Annotated in this window: 22 protein-coding genes; 9 read left to right on the top strand and 13 right to left on the bottom strand. The window is 61.8% G+C overall.

The annotated features are described in order from the left end of the window. Positions 1-104: 104 nt before the first annotated feature. From KRR38_RS22255 to KRR38_RS22245, 3 genes are read left to right on the top strand one after another with little or no spacing between them, the layout of a single operon-like run. Positions 105-2,327, top strand: a complete 2,223-nt coding sequence (locus KRR38_RS22255; protein ID WP_217405649.1) for a catalase — start codon at positions 105-107, stop codon at positions 2,325-2,327. Then, on the top strand, positions 2,317-2,877 hold the full coding sequence (locus KRR38_RS22250; RefSeq protein WP_217405647.1) for an ankyrin repeat domain-containing protein: 561 nt from the start codon (positions 2,317-2,319) through the stop codon (positions 2,875-2,877). The genes KRR38_RS22255 and KRR38_RS22250 overlap by 11 nt, the downstream gene beginning before the upstream one ends. A 2-nt stretch (positions 2,878-2,879) precedes the next feature. Continuing rightward, the gene (locus KRR38_RS22245; protein WP_217405645.1) at positions 2,880-3,536 is read left to right on the top strand and encodes a DUF6766 family protein; all 657 of its coding nucleotides are present in this window, start codon (positions 2,880-2,882) and stop codon (positions 3,534-3,536) included. Between the two features lie 109 nt (positions 3,537-3,645). Here KRR38_RS22245 and xth read toward each other — a convergent pair whose 3' ends face one another. Further along, positions 3,646-4,443 carry an exodeoxyribonuclease III gene (xth, locus tag KRR38_RS22240; protein WP_217407410.1) on the bottom strand — a complete coding sequence of 266 codons (798 nt, stop codon included), beginning with the start codon at positions 4,441-4,443 and terminating at the stop codon, positions 3,646-3,648. Positions 4,444-4,672: 229 nt separating this feature from the next. Continuing rightward, positions 4,673-4,870, bottom strand: coding sequence for a hypothetical protein (locus KRR38_RS22235; RefSeq protein ID WP_217405643.1), 198 nt, complete (start codon positions 4,868-4,870; stop codon positions 4,673-4,675). Positions 4,871-4,956: 86 nt separating this feature from the next. On the opposite strand from KRR38_RS22235, the gene KRR38_RS22230 reads away from it, so the two are divergent. Together KRR38_RS22230 and KRR38_RS37095 are read left to right on the top strand one after the other, a co-directional pair. Next, entirely contained in the window at positions 4,957-5,193 is a 237-nt protein-coding gene (locus KRR38_RS22230) for a DUF6894 family protein (RefSeq protein ID WP_217405641.1), read from the top strand. 11 nt (positions 5,194-5,204) lie between these two features. Then, positions 5,205-5,333: a hypothetical protein gene (locus tag KRR38_RS37095; RefSeq protein WP_256449498.1), complete on the top strand. Its 129-nt coding sequence runs from the start codon at positions 5,205-5,207 to the stop codon at positions 5,331-5,333. Positions 5,334-5,449: 116 nt separating this feature from the next. Here the strand turns inward: KRR38_RS37095 and KRR38_RS22225 are convergent, their stop codons facing one another. Both KRR38_RS22225 and KRR38_RS22220 read right to left on the bottom strand, forming a co-directional pair. Continuing rightward, positions 5,450-5,650 (bottom strand): hypothetical protein, encoded by a 201-nt coding sequence (locus tag KRR38_RS22225; RefSeq protein WP_217405639.1) that lies wholly within the window; start codon positions 5,648-5,650, stop codon positions 5,450-5,452. Between the two features lie 92 nt (positions 5,651-5,742). Beyond that, complete coding sequence (locus KRR38_RS22220; RefSeq protein ID WP_217405637.1) at positions 5,743-6,018, bottom strand: hypothetical protein; 276 nt, start codon at positions 6,016-6,018, stop codon at positions 5,743-5,745. A 237-nt stretch (positions 6,019-6,255) separates the two neighbouring features. Here KRR38_RS22220 and KRR38_RS22215 point away from each other — a divergent pair, with 237 nt between their 5' ends. Together KRR38_RS22215 and KRR38_RS22210 are read left to right on the top strand one after the other, a co-directional pair. After that, on the top strand, positions 6,256-6,579 hold the full coding sequence (locus KRR38_RS22215; protein ID WP_217405634.1) for a hypothetical protein: 324 nt from the start codon (positions 6,256-6,258) through the stop codon (positions 6,577-6,579). Between the two features lie 224 nt (positions 6,580-6,803). After that, positions 6,804-7,010, top strand: a complete 207-nt coding sequence (locus KRR38_RS22210) for a hypothetical protein (protein ID WP_217405632.1) — start codon at positions 6,804-6,806, stop codon at positions 7,008-7,010. 180 nt (positions 7,011-7,190) lie between these two features. Here the strand turns inward: KRR38_RS22210 and KRR38_RS22205 are convergent, their stop codons facing one another. The 3 genes from KRR38_RS22205 to KRR38_RS22195 all read right to left on the bottom strand — a co-directional run bounded on the left by KRR38_RS22205 (position 7,191) and on the right by KRR38_RS22195 (position 8,981). Next, positions 7,191-7,433 (bottom strand): response regulator transcription factor, encoded by a 243-nt coding sequence (locus KRR38_RS22205; RefSeq protein ID WP_217405630.1) that lies wholly within the window; start codon positions 7,431-7,433, stop codon positions 7,191-7,193. A 662-nt stretch (positions 7,434-8,095) separates the two neighbouring features. Further along, complete coding sequence (locus tag KRR38_RS22200) at positions 8,096-8,458, bottom strand: PRC-barrel domain-containing protein (protein WP_217405628.1); 363 nt, start codon at positions 8,456-8,458, stop codon at positions 8,096-8,098. A gap of 70 nt (positions 8,459-8,528) precedes the next feature. After that, positions 8,529-8,981: a PA2169 family four-helix-bundle protein gene (locus tag KRR38_RS22195; RefSeq protein WP_217405625.1), complete on the bottom strand. Its 453-nt coding sequence runs from the start codon at positions 8,979-8,981 to the stop codon at positions 8,529-8,531. Positions 8,982-9,287: 306 nt separating this feature from the next. On the opposite strand from KRR38_RS22195, the gene KRR38_RS22190 reads away from it, so the two are divergent. Then, positions 9,288-10,163, top strand: a complete 876-nt coding sequence (locus KRR38_RS22190) for a transglutaminase family protein (RefSeq protein ID WP_217405623.1) — start codon at positions 9,288-9,290, stop codon at positions 10,161-10,163. Between the two features lie 85 nt (positions 10,164-10,248). Here the strand turns inward: KRR38_RS22190 and KRR38_RS22185 are convergent, their stop codons facing one another. Continuing rightward, positions 10,249-10,614 carry a hypothetical protein gene (locus KRR38_RS22185; protein ID WP_217405621.1) on the bottom strand — a complete coding sequence of 122 codons (366 nt, stop codon included), beginning with the start codon at positions 10,612-10,614 and terminating at the stop codon, positions 10,249-10,251. Between the two features lie 393 nt (positions 10,615-11,007). Between KRR38_RS22185 and KRR38_RS22180 the strand changes: the two genes are divergently transcribed. Continuing rightward, on the top strand, positions 11,008-11,352 hold the full coding sequence (locus KRR38_RS22180; RefSeq protein WP_217405619.1) for a DUF6894 family protein: 345 nt from the start codon (positions 11,008-11,010) through the stop codon (positions 11,350-11,352). A gap of 200 nt (positions 11,353-11,552) precedes the next feature. Here the strand turns inward: KRR38_RS22180 and KRR38_RS22175 are convergent, their stop codons facing one another. From KRR38_RS22175 to KRR38_RS22155, 5 genes are all read right to left on the bottom strand, one after another. Continuing rightward, a complete protein-coding gene (locus tag KRR38_RS22175; protein WP_309141115.1) occupies positions 11,553-12,017 on the bottom strand; it encodes an NUDIX domain-containing protein in 465 nt (154 codons plus the stop codon). A 121-nt stretch (positions 12,018-12,138) separates the two neighbouring features. Continuing rightward, complete coding sequence (locus KRR38_RS22170) at positions 12,139-12,408, bottom strand: hypothetical protein (protein ID WP_217405616.1); 270 nt, start codon at positions 12,406-12,408, stop codon at positions 12,139-12,141. 47 nt (positions 12,409-12,455) lie between these two features. After that, positions 12,456-12,701: a hypothetical protein gene (locus KRR38_RS22165; protein WP_217405613.1), complete on the bottom strand. Its 246-nt coding sequence runs from the start codon at positions 12,699-12,701 to the stop codon at positions 12,456-12,458. Positions 12,702-13,623: 922 nt separating this feature from the next. Further along, positions 13,624-14,898 (bottom strand): sodium:proton antiporter, encoded by a 1,275-nt coding sequence (locus KRR38_RS22160; protein WP_254514930.1) that lies wholly within the window; start codon positions 14,896-14,898, stop codon positions 13,624-13,626. 108 nt (positions 14,899-15,006) lie between these two features. Then, positions 15,007-15,981, bottom strand: coding sequence for a sensor histidine kinase (locus KRR38_RS22155; RefSeq protein ID WP_254514929.1), 975 nt, complete (start codon positions 15,979-15,981; stop codon positions 15,007-15,009). Positions 15,982-16,005 lie beyond the last annotated feature (24 nt).

Below are 16,005 nucleotides of genomic sequence, written 5' to 3'. Positions count from 1 at the left end.
CCGCGCTGCGGGTTAAGCCATCACTAGCTTTGCCTTCGCAGCGCGTGACGGGTGTTTTCCCCACGCGTCTTGCGGACGATCATCAATCATCAAGGTGCATATTCATGGCCAAAAAGCCGGCGTCAGCCGACAATCCCTCGTCCGCCAAAAATGGCGTAACTCCGCCTGACCTCGGGGGCGCAGATGTCGGCGGAGAGTCGCCGCAGAAGGCTTCGCCCATCCCCGCCGACGCGCTGATCTCGGAAAGCTACGCGGAGGAGCAGGCGGATGGCGGCGAGACCCATCAGATCGCAGGCGGCGAGGTTGCGGTGCTCACCACCCAGCAGGGTATTCCGGTTGCCGATGACCAGAACAGTCTGAAGCAGGGCGCGAGGGGGCCGACGCTGCTCGAGGATTTCCATTTCCGGGAGAAGATATTCCACTTCGATCACGAGCGGATTCCCGAGCGGGTCGTTCACGCGCGCGGATACGGCGCGCACGGCTTCTTCGAGCTGACCGACAGTCTGGCCGACGTCAGCCGCGCCGATGTCTTCCAGCGGGTTGGCGAGAAGACCCCGGCTTTCGTGCGCTTCTCGACCGTCGCCGGATCGAAAGGCTCGTTTGACCTCGCCCGCGATGTGCGCGGTTTTGCCGTCAAGCTCTACACGCAGGAGGGCAATTGGGACCTCGTCGGCAACAATATTCCCGTGTTCTTCATCCAGGACGCGATGAAATTCCCGGATCTGGTCCACTCGGTGAAGCCTGAGCCCGATCGCGCTTTCCCGCAGGCGGCCTCGGCCCATGACAACTTCTGGGACTTCATCAGCCTGACGCCAGAAAGCTTCCACATGATCATGTGGACGATGTCTGACCGTGCGATCCCGCGCTCCTTCCGGACGATGGAGGGCTTCGGTGTTCATACGTTCCGTCTGCTCGACGCCTCCGGCAAATCGACTTTCGTCAAGTTCCACTGGAAACCCAAGCAAGGGTTGCAGTCGGTTGTCTGGAACGAGGCGGTCAAGATCAACGGTGCCGATCCGGACTTCCATCGCCGCGACCTGTGGGATGCGATCAATGGTGGCGATTTCCCCGAATGGGAACTCGGCGTTCAGCTGTTCGACGATGCATTTGCCGACAGTTTCGATTTTGATGTTCTCGACGCGACCAAGTTGATCCCCGAGGAACTGGTTCCCATTCGCGTTGTCGGGCGGCTGGTGCTCGACCGAGTGGTCGACAATTTCTTTGCCGAGACCGAGCAGGTTGCGTTCTGCACGCAGAACGTGCCGCCTGGCATCGACTTCTCGAACGATCCCCTGCTTCAGGGACGCAACTTTTCGTACCTCGACACGCAAATCAAGCGGCTTGGCGGCCCTAACTTTACGCACATTCCCATCAATGCCCCGAAATGCCCGGTCGCTCATTTCCAGCAGGACGGGCATATGGCCATGCGCAATCCCAAGGGACGGGTCAATTACGAGCCAAACTCATGGGGCGCGGCTGAGGGCGGTCCCCGCGAGGATCGCGAGCTCGGCTTCCCGAGCTTTGTCGAAGATGCCAGCGGGCGAAAGCAGCGCGTGCGATCCGAGACATTCGCCGATCACTACAGCCAGGCGAGGCAGTTCTTCGTCAGCCAGACGCCGATCGAGCAGAAGCACATAGGCGATGCGATCGTCTTCGAGCTGTCCAAAGTCGAGCGCCCCGACATTCGCTCGCGCGTGGTATCGCATCTGCTTAACATTGATGAAGGGCTCGCGGGCACCGTCGCCGATGGGCTTGCGCTTGCGGCGATGCCATCTGCGGCTCAAGCAGCGCGGCCGACGATCGCCGATTTGCCCGCGTCGGATGCGCTATCGATCGTCAAGAACGGACCGGCGAGCTTCAAGGGCCGCAAGCTGGGGATCCTCTTGAGCGACGGTGCCGATGCCGGCCTTTTCAACGCCCTCGTCAAGGAGATCAATCAGGTCGGCGCAGTCTATGAAGTCGTGGCTCCCAAGATCGGCGGCGTGACCCTTTCCGACGGCACCAAGGTGGCAGCCAAACAGAAGATCGATGGCGGGCCCTCGGTGCTGTTCGACGCCGTTGCCGTTGTCGTCTCCGACGAAGGTGCGGGGCTGCTCGCCGGCGACGCAGCCGCGCAGGATTTTGTGCGCGACGCCTTCGGGCACTGCAAGTTTATCGGTCTAACGAAGGAAGCAGAGCCAATCTTTGCAAAGGGCGGCATTTCAGACCTGCTCGACGACGCCTGCATTCCGCTGGCGGGAGCCAACGATGCCGCTGCCTTCGTTGATGCCATCGCCGCGCTGCGGTTCTGGCCGCGCGAGCTCAAGGTCGATCTCGATGCTCAGTGAGGCGCTGCTGCATCTCCCGTCCAACGACGATGAACCACTGCCGCCGCTGCCGCCGCCCGAGCGCATTCAGGAGCTGCTGTTCGACGCAGCGCGGCTAGGGCGCATCGACATGATCCCGGCGCTGACCCAGGCCGGCGCCGACATCGCGGCTCGGGACGAAAGCGGCTACACGGCGCTGATCCTCGCCTGCTATCACGACCATGAGGACGCGGCCGCGCTGCTGCTGGCATTGGGGGCGCCCGTCGACCAGCCGGACGGAACCCGTGGCAACACCGCCTTGATGGGGGCGGCCTTCAAGGGTTTGCACGGCATCTCCCATTGTCTGCTCGAAGCCGGCGCCGAGCCGGACGTAGTCAACCATGCGGGCCAGACCGCCCTGATGTTCGCAGCTTTGTTTGGCCGTGCGGCCCCTGTCGATCAGTTGATCGCGCGGGGCTCGAATCCGCATCTTATTGATGCTGCCGGCAATAGCGCCGTTTCTGTCGCGCGTTCGCAGGCGAACGACCTGATGGTCGCGCGCCTCTGCTCGCGGCAACGCCCAGACGCTTGACGATGCGCCTGCTGCGCGACAACGGGCTGACGATCGTGCTCATGCTGCTTTTCGGGGTGAGCATCGTCGGCCAGTTGCTAGCGGGTTGGCATGTAGAACTCACCGACGCGGCGCGCCATCACCAGCCCGGGATGAGCCTGCCCGAATATGCGCATAGCGCGTCGTTTGTCGCCGCTGTGTTCGAGAACTGGGAAAGCGAATTTCTCCAGATGTCGGCCTATGTGATGCTAACTGCTGTCCTGTTCCAGCGCGGCTCCGCCGAGTCCAAGGATCCTGACGCCGTCCCGCGCGACGACAATCTGGCTGCCAAGGCGCGAGCAGACGGCGCGCCCAACATCCTGCGCCAGGGCCATGTCTGGCGAGCGCTCTATGGCCGTTCGCTGGGCCTCGCGCTCGCGGCGCTGTTCCTCGTGTCGTTCGTGTTTCACTGGATCGCCAGCGCCCGCACGGCCGCAGAGGAGGCCATCGAACACGGCGAGCCGGCGCTGTCGGTGTCTGCCTATCTTTTCAGCTCCCAACTCTGGTTCGAGTCCTTCCAGAATTGGCAGAGCGAATTCCTGTCGACCGCGGTCTTGGTCGTTCTTTCAATATTTCTCAGGCAGAAAGAATCGCCCGAATCAAAGCCCGTCGCTGCGCCGCACACGCAAACTGGCGCCTGACCCAAGAACGACAAAAAACTGCCTCGACGCTCCCCAACTCGCGGCGATCGAGATTTCCGCGGCGTCATGCCAATCGTCAGCAGCATGCCCGAATTCTCTATGATCAGCTTCAGCCCTTCCTGCGTCGCTTCGCTTTGTCGGCCAACTCGACCCAGACCGGGGCGTGGTCGCTGGTCTTCTCCCAGCCGCGCGGGCGACGATCGACTTCGGCGCTGACAAGACGGTCGGCGGCTCTCGCATTAAGCAGGATATGATCGATGCGCAGGCCCGCATCGCGTTCGAACGACTGCCGCCAGTATTTCCAGAAGGTGTAGACTCGCTTGCCCGGATGAAGGTCCCGCACCGCGTCGGTCCAGCCCTGCTGCAGCAGTTTCGCATAGGCCTGCCTTACCTCGGGCGCGAACAGCGCGTCGTCGCGCCAGCGCTCTGGCACATAGACATCGAGATCGGTCGGCATGACGTTGAAATCTCCGGCGATGACCACCGGCGCGTCAAGCCCGACCAGCCCGGAAAGGTGTCCATGCAAGCGCTCGAACCAGCGCAACTTGTATTCGAATTTCGGCCCGGGACGCGGATTCCCATTGGGCAGATAGAGTCCCGCTATCAGGACGCCATTCACCGCCGCTTCGATATAACGGCTGTGGCTGTCGTCGGCATCACCAGGCAGTCCTCGCCGCGTCTCCTGGATAACACCTACCCGGCTAAGGATCGCGACGCCGTTCCAGCTCTTCTGGCCGTGCCAGACCGCATCGTAACCCAGATCGCGGATCGCCGCCTCAGGGAAGCGTTCGTCGGGCGCCTTGAGTTCCTGCAGGCAGACCACGTCAGGTTCCGCCAGTTCAAGCCAGCGCAGCAGCACCTCCAGACGTCCATTGATGCCGTTTACATTGTAGGTCGCGATCTTCACGGCATAGGAAGAGCGCGACACGCTGACTCGTTCCGGCGCGAGTGGGAATCACCTGACCGCTGCGAACGTGATTATCACGGCGTCAGGCAGCCGGAGGGTCCACAATTAGATGTTAGATGGCATGGGGCAACATCGAGGCAGATTTGGCGATCCCTTGGACCTTAGCCTGCGGCGCAGCCAGTTCAGGTCTGCTCCTGTGCTGAGTACTTATCGACGACTTCTGACACCATCAACCGGCCTTGAAGCGTCGGGCATGGGTGAACGCCTCCAGGATTCTCTGAGCGTCGGCGTCGCGCTCGCAATCGATCACCACCCGGTTTCCGACCGGCCTTGCCTCGAAGGCTGCATCGGCCGAACGGCTCAGCAGATCGCGCGCGTCGCGGAGATCTCTCCAGGGTACGGAAATGGAATGGATGGTCTTGGTCATCGTTCGACTCTGGCGCGGGCGAGCCGGCGCGCCAGAACATAGGTTAAGTATGCGGAACCAACCCGCTGCCTGCAGCTTGAGTGAGCATGCGTCGGAATTTTTTCAATCTCTACAACGAGGTCACCGCCATCGACGAGGAGGGCAGCGACTGTGCGGATGACGCTTCATCTCTCAAGAATGCCGCGGAAACCGCGTGCGAAGTTTCGAGCACGAACGTCCTGGCGGGCCGTCTCGATTTCAAGGATCTCATAATTGTCCTGGCGGAGGACGCTAGCCAGGTCCTCACCATCGGATTCGGAGAAGCGGGCACGGTCCTCACATGATGGGGCGCCGCTTGATCTGGACCCTCGTCGCGCTCGCCGCCGCCTATATCATCATGCTGATGGTCACGACGCCCACGCCGACGCAAGGTCCGTCCGGACACAAACCGGGCATCTTGGATCGGCTGCTGCCGGGGTCCTAGCCGCTTGACGGGGCTAAAGGTGCATGGATGCCTTTAACTGAAAGGCGCTGGTCTGCGCTTGCGACGCCAAATCTTCCGCCTCGCACCGATCTTGACACCAAGTTTGCGGCGCCAGGTTACGGCGATATAGAACCGGAAACATCAGGGCCGCCGCGCCGTCGATGCGCGTCCGGGACGCCCAGCTCGTCGAGAATTCGGTTGAAGGCTTCGAGGAATTCGGCGCGATCCTTGATTGGCCAGCCGATTGAGTCGTTATCCATGGCATGTGCGATGATGAATTCGTCTGCGGCGCCGAGCCTCGACTCCAGATCGTCCATGCAATCCCCTCCTAGGAGCGAAAGGCTTAGTTGGTCCCGGCAAACGAAGGGGAAAAGCCGCCCATGCCGACCGCAACGCAAGACTTGCAGCGTCAGTGCACCGCGAGTTCGGCGCCCTGGGCCAGACAGGCCGCCAGACCCTCCTCCTGAGCGACAATCTGGAAAGCGGCCATCGCCTCGATGTCCGAGGAAAAGACGTCGTCCCAGCGGTTCGTTCTGCCACTTTCATTGGCAACGATGAGGATCCAGTCATCTTCGGCGCCGATTCTGAAGATCTGCACATCGACAGTCATGCCCTCGAGAGTGACCCGCTGCGAGAGCTCCGACATGAGGATCCGGCTTTGGCTTTCCATAGCGATCGTCTCCATCGATGCCTGCACTTCCTCAACTCGGCGGGATCGGGGGTGTTCCACTGGCTGGTACCTGGCCGTAACTGCGGGCCAAACGAATTGGGCTGGTTGCGGGATTAGGCGACAACAGGAAAGACCTATGTTTGGGCAACGAGCCGTAAAATGTGGGTGTTTTGCGCGCGTCCGGCAGACCAGGAACTGACCGATCGCCCGCCCGTTTCGCGTTTAGCTGGATCTCCCGGCGAAAGGATACCCATGAGCGACGACTCCGCAGTCGAACCCGCACAGGCCGTCACCGATGACGCCGCCGCGGACAAAGCACCCGACGCCCGTCGTCACTACGCCAGCCCCGAAGATCTGGCAGAGGATATCGACCTCGATATCGCGGCGCGTCATGAGCTCCTCTGCCAGTGGAAGAAGGATCTCGATCAATGGCTCGAGGCCGAGTCAGAGGGTATGAGCGCGTCGGATCCGATTGCCCACGAACAGGAAGCCAGACTCGCGAACGAACATCGCCGCACCAGCAACGCACTCGAGGAGCTGGTCCAACGCCATCTGGACCTTACCCCGTGTCGATGATCGCCATGATGGCCGGCGGTGCGCTGATCGGGTGGCTGGGCCGCCAATGGGCCGAAAAGCAGGGCATCGACTTCTAGGCATTGCCGGGGGGCAAGGGGTCGCGACCGCGCCGCTTCCCTGAAGACTCCGTTGGAAGCGGGCGCACACGTCCCAAAGAAACGGAACTCGCACGGCCACGGGGCGTTAGGTCAAGCTCCGGCTCCTCCGGGGACAGGAGACTTCGAATGAACCCCAACCCCGACGAGATCCATGTCTCGACTAACGAGGCGCGCGCCGGACGCACGCCGCACATTGTCCGCTATGTCCTGGCCGTCAGCCTCATCCTGGCGATCGCAGCGCTCGCGGCTGTCTGGATGTTCGGCGCAGCCAATGCGCCGCAGGATACCCCAGGGGATGGCATCTCGAACCAGGCTGTGGCTTCGCCGACCTAGGTTCGGTGCAAGTCCGACGTCCGCGATCGCTGATATTTCGCTAGCGCGAGACCGTTCCCGGCGGATCAGCTCTTAGAGACTTTCACGAGGAACTCTCCATCACCGACGACAAGACCGCAACGCTTCACCCAATGATACTTCCCAGCTGATTTGCGAAGATTTGAATGACCGCAACGTAGGTCACGCGGCTTCGAGCCGATGCGGCGGGTGTTGAAGCAATCCCAAGGCCAGAGCAATTGTGACCGTGTGGGTTCGATTTCGTGCGCCCAGTTTCATACGGGCGGTGTCGAGGTGGCATTCCACGGTGCGCGGTGTAATGCCTAAAGTTCGGGCAGCCTCCTTGGCTGACCAACCGTCCGCGATCGCGCCAAGGATCTGGAGTTCGCGGTCGGTCAAAGGTGACCCGGCTTCGACGGCTCTCACGCGGTATCTTCCTCACTTCATTATTGTCCCTGATGCCGAGGCGGGGGAAGGGATTGCGAAGAGGTATCGAACCGGCCGCGTCGACAGGCCGCAGCGCGTGAACTCGCACGCGCCGCGGCCAATGCCATAACGGCAACCTTGCCGCTTCGTTCCCGCTGTGGCCATGAGCGTTGTGCATGGTGGAACTTGGCGGCCGCAAGCCGCTCAGCGAGATGGACGTTGACCTCCGGTCAATGCCGAAGCGAGGCCGCCAAAGGCCACAGAAAAAGGGCGCTCATGATGGCCAGGCAGAATACCAGGGCGAGACGCTCGGTCATCTGTTTATCGCTCCCGCAAGCACTCCATGCGAAGTAAGCATTGCCCGCCAATCGGTGCGACGCCAGCTCCTCAGATGCAGTCATCAACAATCTGCTCAGCGGCAGCGTCTACCGCCGCGGGACCTATGGCAAAGCCTGCATTGTTAGTCCGGCGCCGGGACCCGTTTCGGCAGAAGGGCCGCGCGAAGTATCAAACGGAGCTGCCCCCATTCCGCCGTGACCATGGGCGAGATTTTGCAAGTGGGCGCCGTCTAACTGGTATCCTGGAGCCGACGAGGCAAAGCAGGCGGGGCTGACGAAGGAGACTGCCTTTGGCCTCCCTTTCCGCCAGTCGGCCAAGCCGAGCTAGGAGATAGCGGCCGGCGGCGTGCCGTAGTAGTTCGAGACACGGTCGGCATAGGCCTGGTTGAACTCGGGGCTGTGGCTGGCCCAGCTAGGACCGCCTTCGAGAACGCGCCGATCGATCGTGACGACATAGAAGTCCTCGCTCGGATCGTAGGCCAGCAGCCCGAAGGGGATGGGGTAGAAGCTCTTGTTGAGCCCCAGAAATCCGCCCAGGCTCAAGACGGCGTAGGCCGCTTGGCCGCTGCGCTTGTCTATCATGAGCGCCTTGACCTGGCCGAGGCCATCGCCATCGCGCGACTTGACTTTGAGGTCCTGGGTAGAGGCTTCGGCGAGCAGGGAGGTCGCTTCGCGTGCTTCTGTCATGCTTGCAAATCCTTCGATCGAGACGGAGCCAATGGGCCAGCACGACCAAAGCCGCGCCGGCCCAGTCTCGTCAGGCGCCCATCGAATGCTTGAGCGCGCTCATCTCGTCGTGCCCGGCGCGGACCGACTGCCACGCTTCATCGGTTGCCGCGCGGCCCGTCGGCGACAGGTCGGCATTGGCGAGAGCCTTTTCGAACTTGGCTTTCAGATGATCCTCGCCGCGCTCGATCTCGGCGACGATTGCCTTGTCGTCCTTGCCCGTGACCGCTTCCTTGAGATTCATGAAGACGCGGTGGGCGCCGGCCAGAAGCGTGCCATCGTCTTCGGGATTGCCGCCCGCCGAAGCCACGGCGGCCTGAAGCTTCGCCACCGCCGATTGGCGTTCGCGCGCCCGGGCATTGAACTTGTCGGCAAGTGCTTGATTGTCGATGTCGCCAGCCGATTTCTGGTAGCCGTCGACGCTGTCGAGCAGCGTGGCGATGAGGTCGTTGAGGATGGAAGTGTCGTGAGTTGCCGTGGTCACAGTGAAATACCCGTCATGTCGGAGGTAGGAGCCTCAATAACCCCTGGCCACTCGCTCATGTTCCGCGCCCGAGCCAAGATGAGCGGAGAAAGAGGGCAAAGCTTGCACAAGGCTAAATATTCCGGTTGAATGGATGGGGGCTGTTCGATGCGGTTGAGGGAAGTCCGTCGTGGGGCGGGGACGCCTGGATGCGGTCTTGCCGCAACCGTCTCCTTCATGGAGCGCTTTAGCGAGTGACGCCTGCCCCCGCGTGTCCGCGGACGACCGGCCGCTCGATCATCTGGCCGTTTCGGCTCGGGAGAACCCATGCATCTCAGCATCGAACACACGACGCGGTATCGCTATTCATTTCCCGTTGCCCTGCAGCCGCATCGCCTCGTCGTCGTGCCGCGCGATGGCACAGATCTCACCACCCTGGAGCGCTCGCTCGTTTGCGAGCCTGCGGCGGAGCTGAGCTGGACCGTCGACGTCTTCGGCAATCTCATAGCCACCGCGGACTTTATCGAACCGGCCGAGGAACTGACGATCGTCAGCAGGGCGCTGGTCGATCACAAGGCGCCGGATTGGCCGGTCTTTTCCATCGATCCGGCCGCTCACACATATCCCTTTGCCTACGCGCTCGACGATGCCATCGATCTTGGCCGTCTGGCCGAGCCCGACTGGCTGACGCGCGGCGGCGACGCTGTCAGCGCCTGGGCGCGCGCCTTTGTGGCTGGCCCAGCAACTGACACGCTGTCGCTGCTCAAAGACCTCAATTCCGGTGTGCTGGGGCACGTGCAATACCGCGTCCGCGACGAGGAGGGGACGCAGTCGCCCGCAGAAACCCTCGCGCTCGCGAGCGGCTCGTGCCGTGACATTGCAGGCCTCTTCATCGAGGCAGTCCGGCATCTCGGGCTCGGCGCGCGGGCCGTATCGGGGTACCTGATCGATCCCGGCCAGTCCGAGGCCGATGCAGGAACGACCCATGCCTGGGCCGAGGTCTACCTGCCCGGAGCCGGGTGGATCGCCTTCGATCCCACCCACAACCGTTTGGGGGCGGGCCGCCTGGTGCCTGTCGCAGTTGCCCGCCTCAACCGGCAGATCATGCCGGTCACGGGGGGATATCTGGGCTCTCCCGAGGACTTTATTTCCATGGAAGTCGCAGTAACGGTTCGGCACGAGCAGGGGGCATTGCCCACGTAGACCAAAAAATGGTGCGGACGCTGTTCGGAAGCCCGCCTATCCGCAATTTCATCCTCACCGACGAGCCACGCCAGGATGGAAATGGTCAGCTAAACCGGCGCGCGCACCAGTAAGCCAAGCGGCGCAGGAAACCTGGTCGGCCCGTCACCGGCACGCTCCAGTCGATCTCGCAATAGTGGTTCCCGCATCCTATTCCGCCGCCGACAATATTGATGCCGGGCATGGTCTTGCCGACGACCTGGACATGCTCCAGCGCATTGTCGGATGGCGCGCGTTCAAGGATGGCAACCGTCCCCGGTGCCCTTATGTTCGTATAACCGAGGCGAACGACACCGTTCGCTTCCGCCGCGAGCAAGGCGTCCAGCAATGTGGTCCGCTCGGCGCACAGGTGATCGCGCCAACGCGCGGGTTCCAGTTCCCTGAACAGGTAGGGTGCTTCTTCGCCGACCATCTCACCGTATGACCCAGGATCGCCGCTTCGACAAAGCCTGAATTATGGCGGCTTGTCACCGTCTGCAAAGAATCTGGAGCTCAGCGCAAAGCCGGCTGTTGCTGATGCTGGTGTAAGCAACCGGTCAACGTAGGTCATCGAGAGCCTCGGGTCGCAACGGTTGCCGCGATGGGCGCGCTTCATGCTCGTCCATCGCGGTACTTTCGGACTCGATGCTTGGTGGTGCGGCCCGCACCCGCGACCAGCGACAAGAGCTGAGCGTCTAAATAGATCAACCCCGCAGATCCTGCTGGACGAGGCGGCCGCGACCTGGATCTGGCCCGTCGACGCAGCCGTTCAAGCCTCGGTCAACTCCGCCGCCCTTCGATCATAGGCTGGGAAGCGTGCCATCGCATGGCCCGCAGTTCCGTCATGGCCTTTGGCGCCCAAACGCCACGGTGCGGCCCGGGCCATTTGCGCCCCCTGGCAACGAAAGGCCATGCGCCGCATTCAGCCCCCATGGAAACCTATTGCGTTACGATCGACGACGGCCGCGGCCCCCAGAAATACGACATGGAGCTGCCGAGCGTCGGCGCGGCCCGAGAGGAACTCACCCGCATTTTCGGTGACATGATCAGCAATGGCGTGGCCGATTTCTGGGCGGCAAGGGACTGGCGCATCAGCGTCAGCAAGGCCGGCATGCCCCTGTTCGTGCTGCGCGCGGCCGCCCTCGAGCTCAGCGGACCAATCGAAGCCTAAGTTAAAAGAATGGGAGGGATTGAGAGGCTTCTTCGGTTGGCGTCGGAGGAGCACCGATCCGTCTTTGCCGGCCGATCGGATTTCGCGAAGTGCCGGCTTTCGCCTGCACTTCATCCGTTCGATTAACGCGATCGCGTGAGTACGCATCGGATCGGGGGCGGCGCGCTGGGTCGCAGAGCATCTTCCGGCACATGATTAGCTCAGCCGCAATTGGAGAGTGCCGCCTCCAGTCGGTCGAGCAACTGGGTCTGGCTCGGCAGCATATGGCCGCGTGCGGCATCGAGGTCGAGCCAACGGGCCGCGTCGACCTCGGGAACGACAAGCTTGCGGCCGGTGCGAGGCGGCCATTCGATTTCAATCATGTTGCTGACCAGCGCCGCCGGATCGAAGTTACGCTGCGCCGCGAATGCGACCACCACCTTGCCGGCAGACTGCTGGATGTCTCCGAGCGAGATCAGCTCTTCGTCGATCCGGCAGCCCAGTTCCTCCGCAACCTCGCGCCGCGCGGCAGTCTCGTCGTCCTCGCCAGGCAGAACTAGACCCTTGGGCATTTGCCAGGCGCCTCGATCCTTGCTTCGCCAGAATGGACCGCCAGGATGCACGAGCAGGACCTCGAGGCTGTCTTCAGCAAAGCGATAGAGAAGGATGCCTGCGCTGCGGGCCACTATGCGCAAAGCGCGACCAATAGTTCGCCCATGTCTCGTTCCCAGCCTCGCTCAGATGGCGACCTTTCACGTTTCGGGGTCTGGCCCAATCCAATGTGGGCGTGACGCGTTTCGGGCCCGGTCACGCGCTATTGGATGGATCCTTCGGCCGATCTCCGGAAGCGCCGGTCTCGTTGCCGCCCGAATCGCCGGGATTGAGCCGTTCGCTTTCGTGTTCATGGATGTCGTCCTCGAGGCCGATCTCGCCATGGCGCGGCTTGACGACTTTGGGGGCAGCGCCCCTGCTTTCGCCGGCTGCGCTATCCTTGGGTGTGTCCTGCGCGACCCCGCGTCCACCGGCGATGGCAGCGAGCCTCTTGCCGGCGGCAAGCTGGTCTCCTGGTGTCGTCATGCTCATCCCTTTTGAAGAAGCGTTAGCGTACTTTGGCGGCAATTCGATCAGGTGAAGCGATTGCTGGCCGGCGGATCGCTGGCGGGGTAGCTTTCATCGCTCGCCTGATCGACCTTGTCCCATTCAGGCAGATCGCTTCGCATGGAATCAGGGCCCGCGTTGCGTACCTCCACGGCCCCGGCAGTGGACTCCCCGGCTGCAAAGGCGGCGCGGCGCAGCGGGCGCTCCCGGTTCACGTAACGAAAGACGCCGTAGGCCACGGCTGAGGCGAAGGCGAGCTTGAGCAAGACCATGTCGTTTCCTTGATTGCCTGTGCTGCTTCCAACGCTGGAGGTGAGGCAAAGTTCGCGGTAGGCGTTCACTTGCCGTGAGGGCGGGCAACACGGTGGCTCGATCGAAACCTAGAGTTACGACTTGAGGCTGAAAGTCTTCCACCGTGGGGCTCGCCTAGTCGACGGGGAAGAGTTCGTTCCGGCTCTCTCAGCTTGGCTCAATTCCCGGCATGGCTCTACTCCTACCGGGCAAAGTTTACCCAAGAGGGTCCTTTTCGTTGTAATCCTCGGCACTGCCCGAACTGCTGATCGAGCAACTCCTTCGTCGTCCAAAATAACTGGGATTTTGGACGACCCAGAAGGGGGCAAGTCAGCCGCAGCCTTGTAAGTGCCGCCTGTTCAAAAAGCCGAAACCGTCGCAAAGACGTGGCGCCAGTGCGAGACGATGGAACATCTAAGGTAGGTCGAATGGCTTTGTAATAGCGGTGCTCGAACCGGTAGCGCCAGAAATAGAAGTGGTGATTTTTATTTGATGGGAATTTCAAGGATCATTCCCGAGGTAGCGACTCCCACCGGATCGGCTGGATGGATAAATATGCAGATTAATGGATGCGCGGCTGAAGCTCTGCGCTCCTCTATCTGACAAATAAAGCCGCGGAACCAAACTTGCCGACCCTTATTATGAGGGTCAGGAAACCATCCATGTCAAACGTCCTAAGCTTTATCGCCCGGTATACTCCCGCGGATTCTCGATCCCGTGTAGCTTCCCTCGTCAATTTGTCGGAATTGCACCTAAATGCGTTCGATCGATTTTACTCGCTTCCGATAGCTCTGGAAGAAGCTTTCGGCATCGAGCTGACGGATGATGAGATCAGCTCATGGGTCACAGCGCGCGACGTCGAGCGAAGCGTGTCCGCGCCGGCGCATTGAGCGGCGCTTTTCGCTAGCCGGCCGCCCCATCTGGATTGCGACCGTGGAACCGATCAAGTGAGCGCATCACCGGCGTAACGGTGAGCCCATGCATCAGGATCGAAATCAGCACGACGAGGCTGAGCAATGCCCACAGGCCATTCTGGTGACCCGCCTCCATATGATTGAGGCCATAGGCCATATAATAGAACGACCCGACGCCGCGAATCCCGAAGAAGGCGAGGGTTACCTTCTCGCTTTTGTGGGCCCTGAAGCCAATCAATCCCAGCATTCCTGCGGCTGGCCGAACGATCAGCAGGATCATCGCTGCGGCAAGCGCCTCTCTCCAGCCGAGCGGGGCTAACACGCCGCTGATGAGAGCGCCGCCGAAAAGCACGAGACCCGCCATCATGGCGATGCGCTCGATCTGCTCGGTAAAATCGTGCATTTCGCGCTGAAATGCGTGGCTCCGGTGCGCATGGCGAATGACAAGCGCCGCGATGAAGACACCGAGGAAGCCGTAGCACTGGGCCATCTCGCAAACGCCGTAAGTGATTAGCGTCGCGGCAATCGCGATCACGCCGTCACCCGTTTGAGCGAGTTTGCTGTCGGCAGGGATGTGGAAGGTGATCCATCCAAACAGCCATCCGACCAGCCAGCCTATGCCGACACCGGCTGCGATTTCCCAGAGGACATTATGGAGGAACCATTGGCCAACCCAGGGGGCGCCAGTCGTTCCTACGGCGGCAAGCGCAACCGCCAGATGTATGAACGGAAACGCCAGGCCGTCGTTTAGGCCCGCTTCGGAGGTGAGGCCAAAGCGCACCTCGTCCTCCTCGCCGGACTTGGGCGGGCCGACCTGGACATCCGCGGCGAGCACCGGATCGGTGGGTGCCATCACACCGCCAAGCAGGATCGCCAGTGGGAGCGGTAGATGAAGAAGGTAGATTCCGATCACGGTCACGGAAGCGATCGTCAGCAGCATGGTCGGACCGAGGAGCCGCCATGTAATCGCCCATCGCTTCCAGCTGAACACCCGGTCGATTTTCAATCCCGCTCCCATGAGGGCGATTATGACCACCAGCTCTGTGAACCGCTCGACAAAGCCAGGATATTCGCTTGGCAAGGGCACGGTCGGAGTTGGCGCGTAGCGGCCCAGGATGAGGCCGATCGCGATACAGATGATGGGAAGCGACAGCGGCAACTTCTTCAGCGCAAGAGGCAGCCATGCAACCAGCGCGATAAGTAATCCCACGCCCGTCAGGGCCAGAATGTAGGGCTCCGGCGGCCATGGAGGTATCTGCATCATTATTGGGTAACTCGCAGCGAGGAAGGGCGTGGCGCCACTACCAACGGCCCGCTTCACTTTTCGCTCTTGGGTGGGTGCTAGTCGGCGCAGGACAGCGCTTCTGGCTTCCTATATCGCGCGTGTCTCGGGGATGGCAGTGGCGTCGGAGGCCACCGAACTCAGTTGAGTGTGGCTGACGCATACCGCTGTCCCGGGATCTCTTCCTCGCACGCTGATCCTGGCCTTCAGCTGGTTTGCGAGTGCCTGGACGATGGAGGAACCCAGACCGGAGGTCGCGAGATCCGGGGCAACCGGCATGCCAATCCCGTTGTCCGATACGGCAAGTGTCCAGTTTGCCCCATGTGCAGAGTAGTCGACGTCGATCTGACCGCGCCGACCGTCGGGAAATGCATGCTTTAGCGCATTGATGACGAGTTCCGTTACGATCAACCCGAGGCTGACCGACACGTTCGCGGGCACGGCGACATCGTCTGACCGGACTTCGAGTGCGAGTTGATCGGTGTCATGGATCATCGAGGCGGCAACGCTCTGGCAAAGCTGGGTCAGATATGGCCGCAAGGCGACTTCACTGAGGCCCGTGGCGGCAAGCTGATCCTGGATCGATGCCACCGACATCACGCGGTGGTGCGCATCCTGGAGATGTCGCCTGGCTTCTTCCGACTGGACCTTGCGCGCGCTCTGCATGAGCACGCTGGCGATGATCTGCAGGCTGTTGGCTACACGGTGCTGAAGTTCCTGCATCAGGACGGCCTTCTCTCGAAGCAGTTCGTCCTTCAGCATCTCCGCGAGCCGCGCATCGGTAACGTCCGCAATGGAGACGAGAATACAGACATTCGCATCGCTCGCGTAAACGAGCTTCTGGGCCTTGACCACAAGCCGACGCGTTCCGCGCTCCTGCGTCGGCAGGTCGAACTCGTAGGCTTCTATGGCATCATCCGAGGTCAGGCTGGCTGCGAGGACCGAGCGCAGCCGTTTCAGGTCCCAGCGCCCGCCATCCAGTTCGAAGATGGAACTCCCGATTGTTCTCTCGGACGAAATCTGGAAGCTCGCGTAAAATGAGTCACTGGCCGCCAGAAGCCGCATGTCGCCGTCAATGAGCAATAGCGG

Origin of the sequence: Novosphingobium sp. G106 (assembly GCF_019075875.1) — a bacterium.
In the GTDB taxonomy this organism is placed as follows: Bacteria; Pseudomonadota; Alphaproteobacteria; order Sphingomonadales; family Sphingomonadaceae; genus Novosphingobium.
Note: the sequence above shows the minus strand (reverse complement) of the source record. Positions and strands in the feature narration are given on the sequence as shown.

Excerpts from the sequence above, each read along its gene's own strand:
- KRR38_RS22255 (WP_217405649.1), top strand. The coding sequence starts at position 105 with ATGGCCAAAAAGCCGGCGTCAGCCGACAATCCCTCGTCCGCCAAAAAT.
- KRR38_RS22250 (WP_217405647.1), top strand. The coding sequence starts at position 2,317 with ATGCTCAGTGAGGCGCTGCTGCATCTCCCGTCCAACGACGATGAACCA.
- KRR38_RS22245 (WP_217405645.1), top strand. The coding sequence starts at position 2,880 with ATGCGCCTGCTGCGCGACAACGGGCTGACGATCGTGCTCATGCTGCTT.
- KRR38_RS22235 (WP_217405643.1), bottom strand. The coding sequence starts at position 4,870 with ATGACCAAGACCATCCATTCCATTTCCGTACCCTGGAGAGATCTCCGC.
- KRR38_RS22230 (WP_217405641.1), top strand. The coding sequence starts at position 4,957 with ATGCGTCGGAATTTTTTCAATCTCTACAACGAGGTCACCGCCATCGAC.
- KRR38_RS22225 (WP_217405639.1), bottom strand. The coding sequence starts at position 5,650 with ATGGACGATCTGGAGTCGAGGCTCGGCGCCGCAGACGAATTCATCATC.
- KRR38_RS22220 (WP_217405637.1), bottom strand. The coding sequence starts at position 6,018 with ATGGAGACGATCGCTATGGAAAGCCAAAGCCGGATCCTCATGTCGGAG.
- KRR38_RS22215 (WP_217405634.1), top strand. The coding sequence starts at position 6,256 with ATGAGCGACGACTCCGCAGTCGAACCCGCACAGGCCGTCACCGATGAC.
- KRR38_RS22210 (WP_217405632.1), top strand. The coding sequence starts at position 6,804 with ATGAACCCCAACCCCGACGAGATCCATGTCTCGACTAACGAGGCGCGC.
- KRR38_RS22200 (WP_217405628.1), bottom strand. The coding sequence starts at position 8,458 with ATGACAGAAGCACGCGAAGCGACCTCCCTGCTCGCCGAAGCCTCTACC.
- KRR38_RS22190 (WP_217405623.1), top strand. The coding sequence starts at position 9,288 with ATGCATCTCAGCATCGAACACACGACGCGGTATCGCTATTCATTTCCC.
- KRR38_RS22185 (WP_217405621.1), bottom strand. The coding sequence starts at position 10,614 with ATGGTCGGCGAAGAAGCACCCTACCTGTTCAGGGAACTGGAACCCGCG.
- KRR38_RS22180 (WP_217405619.1), top strand. The coding sequence starts at position 11,008 with ATGGCCCGCAGTTCCGTCATGGCCTTTGGCGCCCAAACGCCACGGTGC.
- KRR38_RS22170 (WP_217405616.1), bottom strand. The coding sequence starts at position 12,408 with ATGACGACACCAGGAGACCAGCTTGCCGCCGGCAAGAGGCTCGCTGCC.
- KRR38_RS22165 (WP_217405613.1), bottom strand. The coding sequence starts at position 12,701 with ATGGTCTTGCTCAAGCTCGCCTTCGCCTCAGCCGTGGCCTACGGCGTC.
- KRR38_RS22160 (WP_254514930.1), bottom strand. The coding sequence starts at position 14,898 with ATGATGCAGATACCTCCATGGCCGCCGGAGCCCTACATTCTGGCCCTG.
- KRR38_RS22155 (WP_254514929.1), bottom strand. The coding sequence starts at position 15,981 with ATGCGGCTTCTGGCGGCCAGTGACTCATTTTACGCGAGCTTCCAGATT.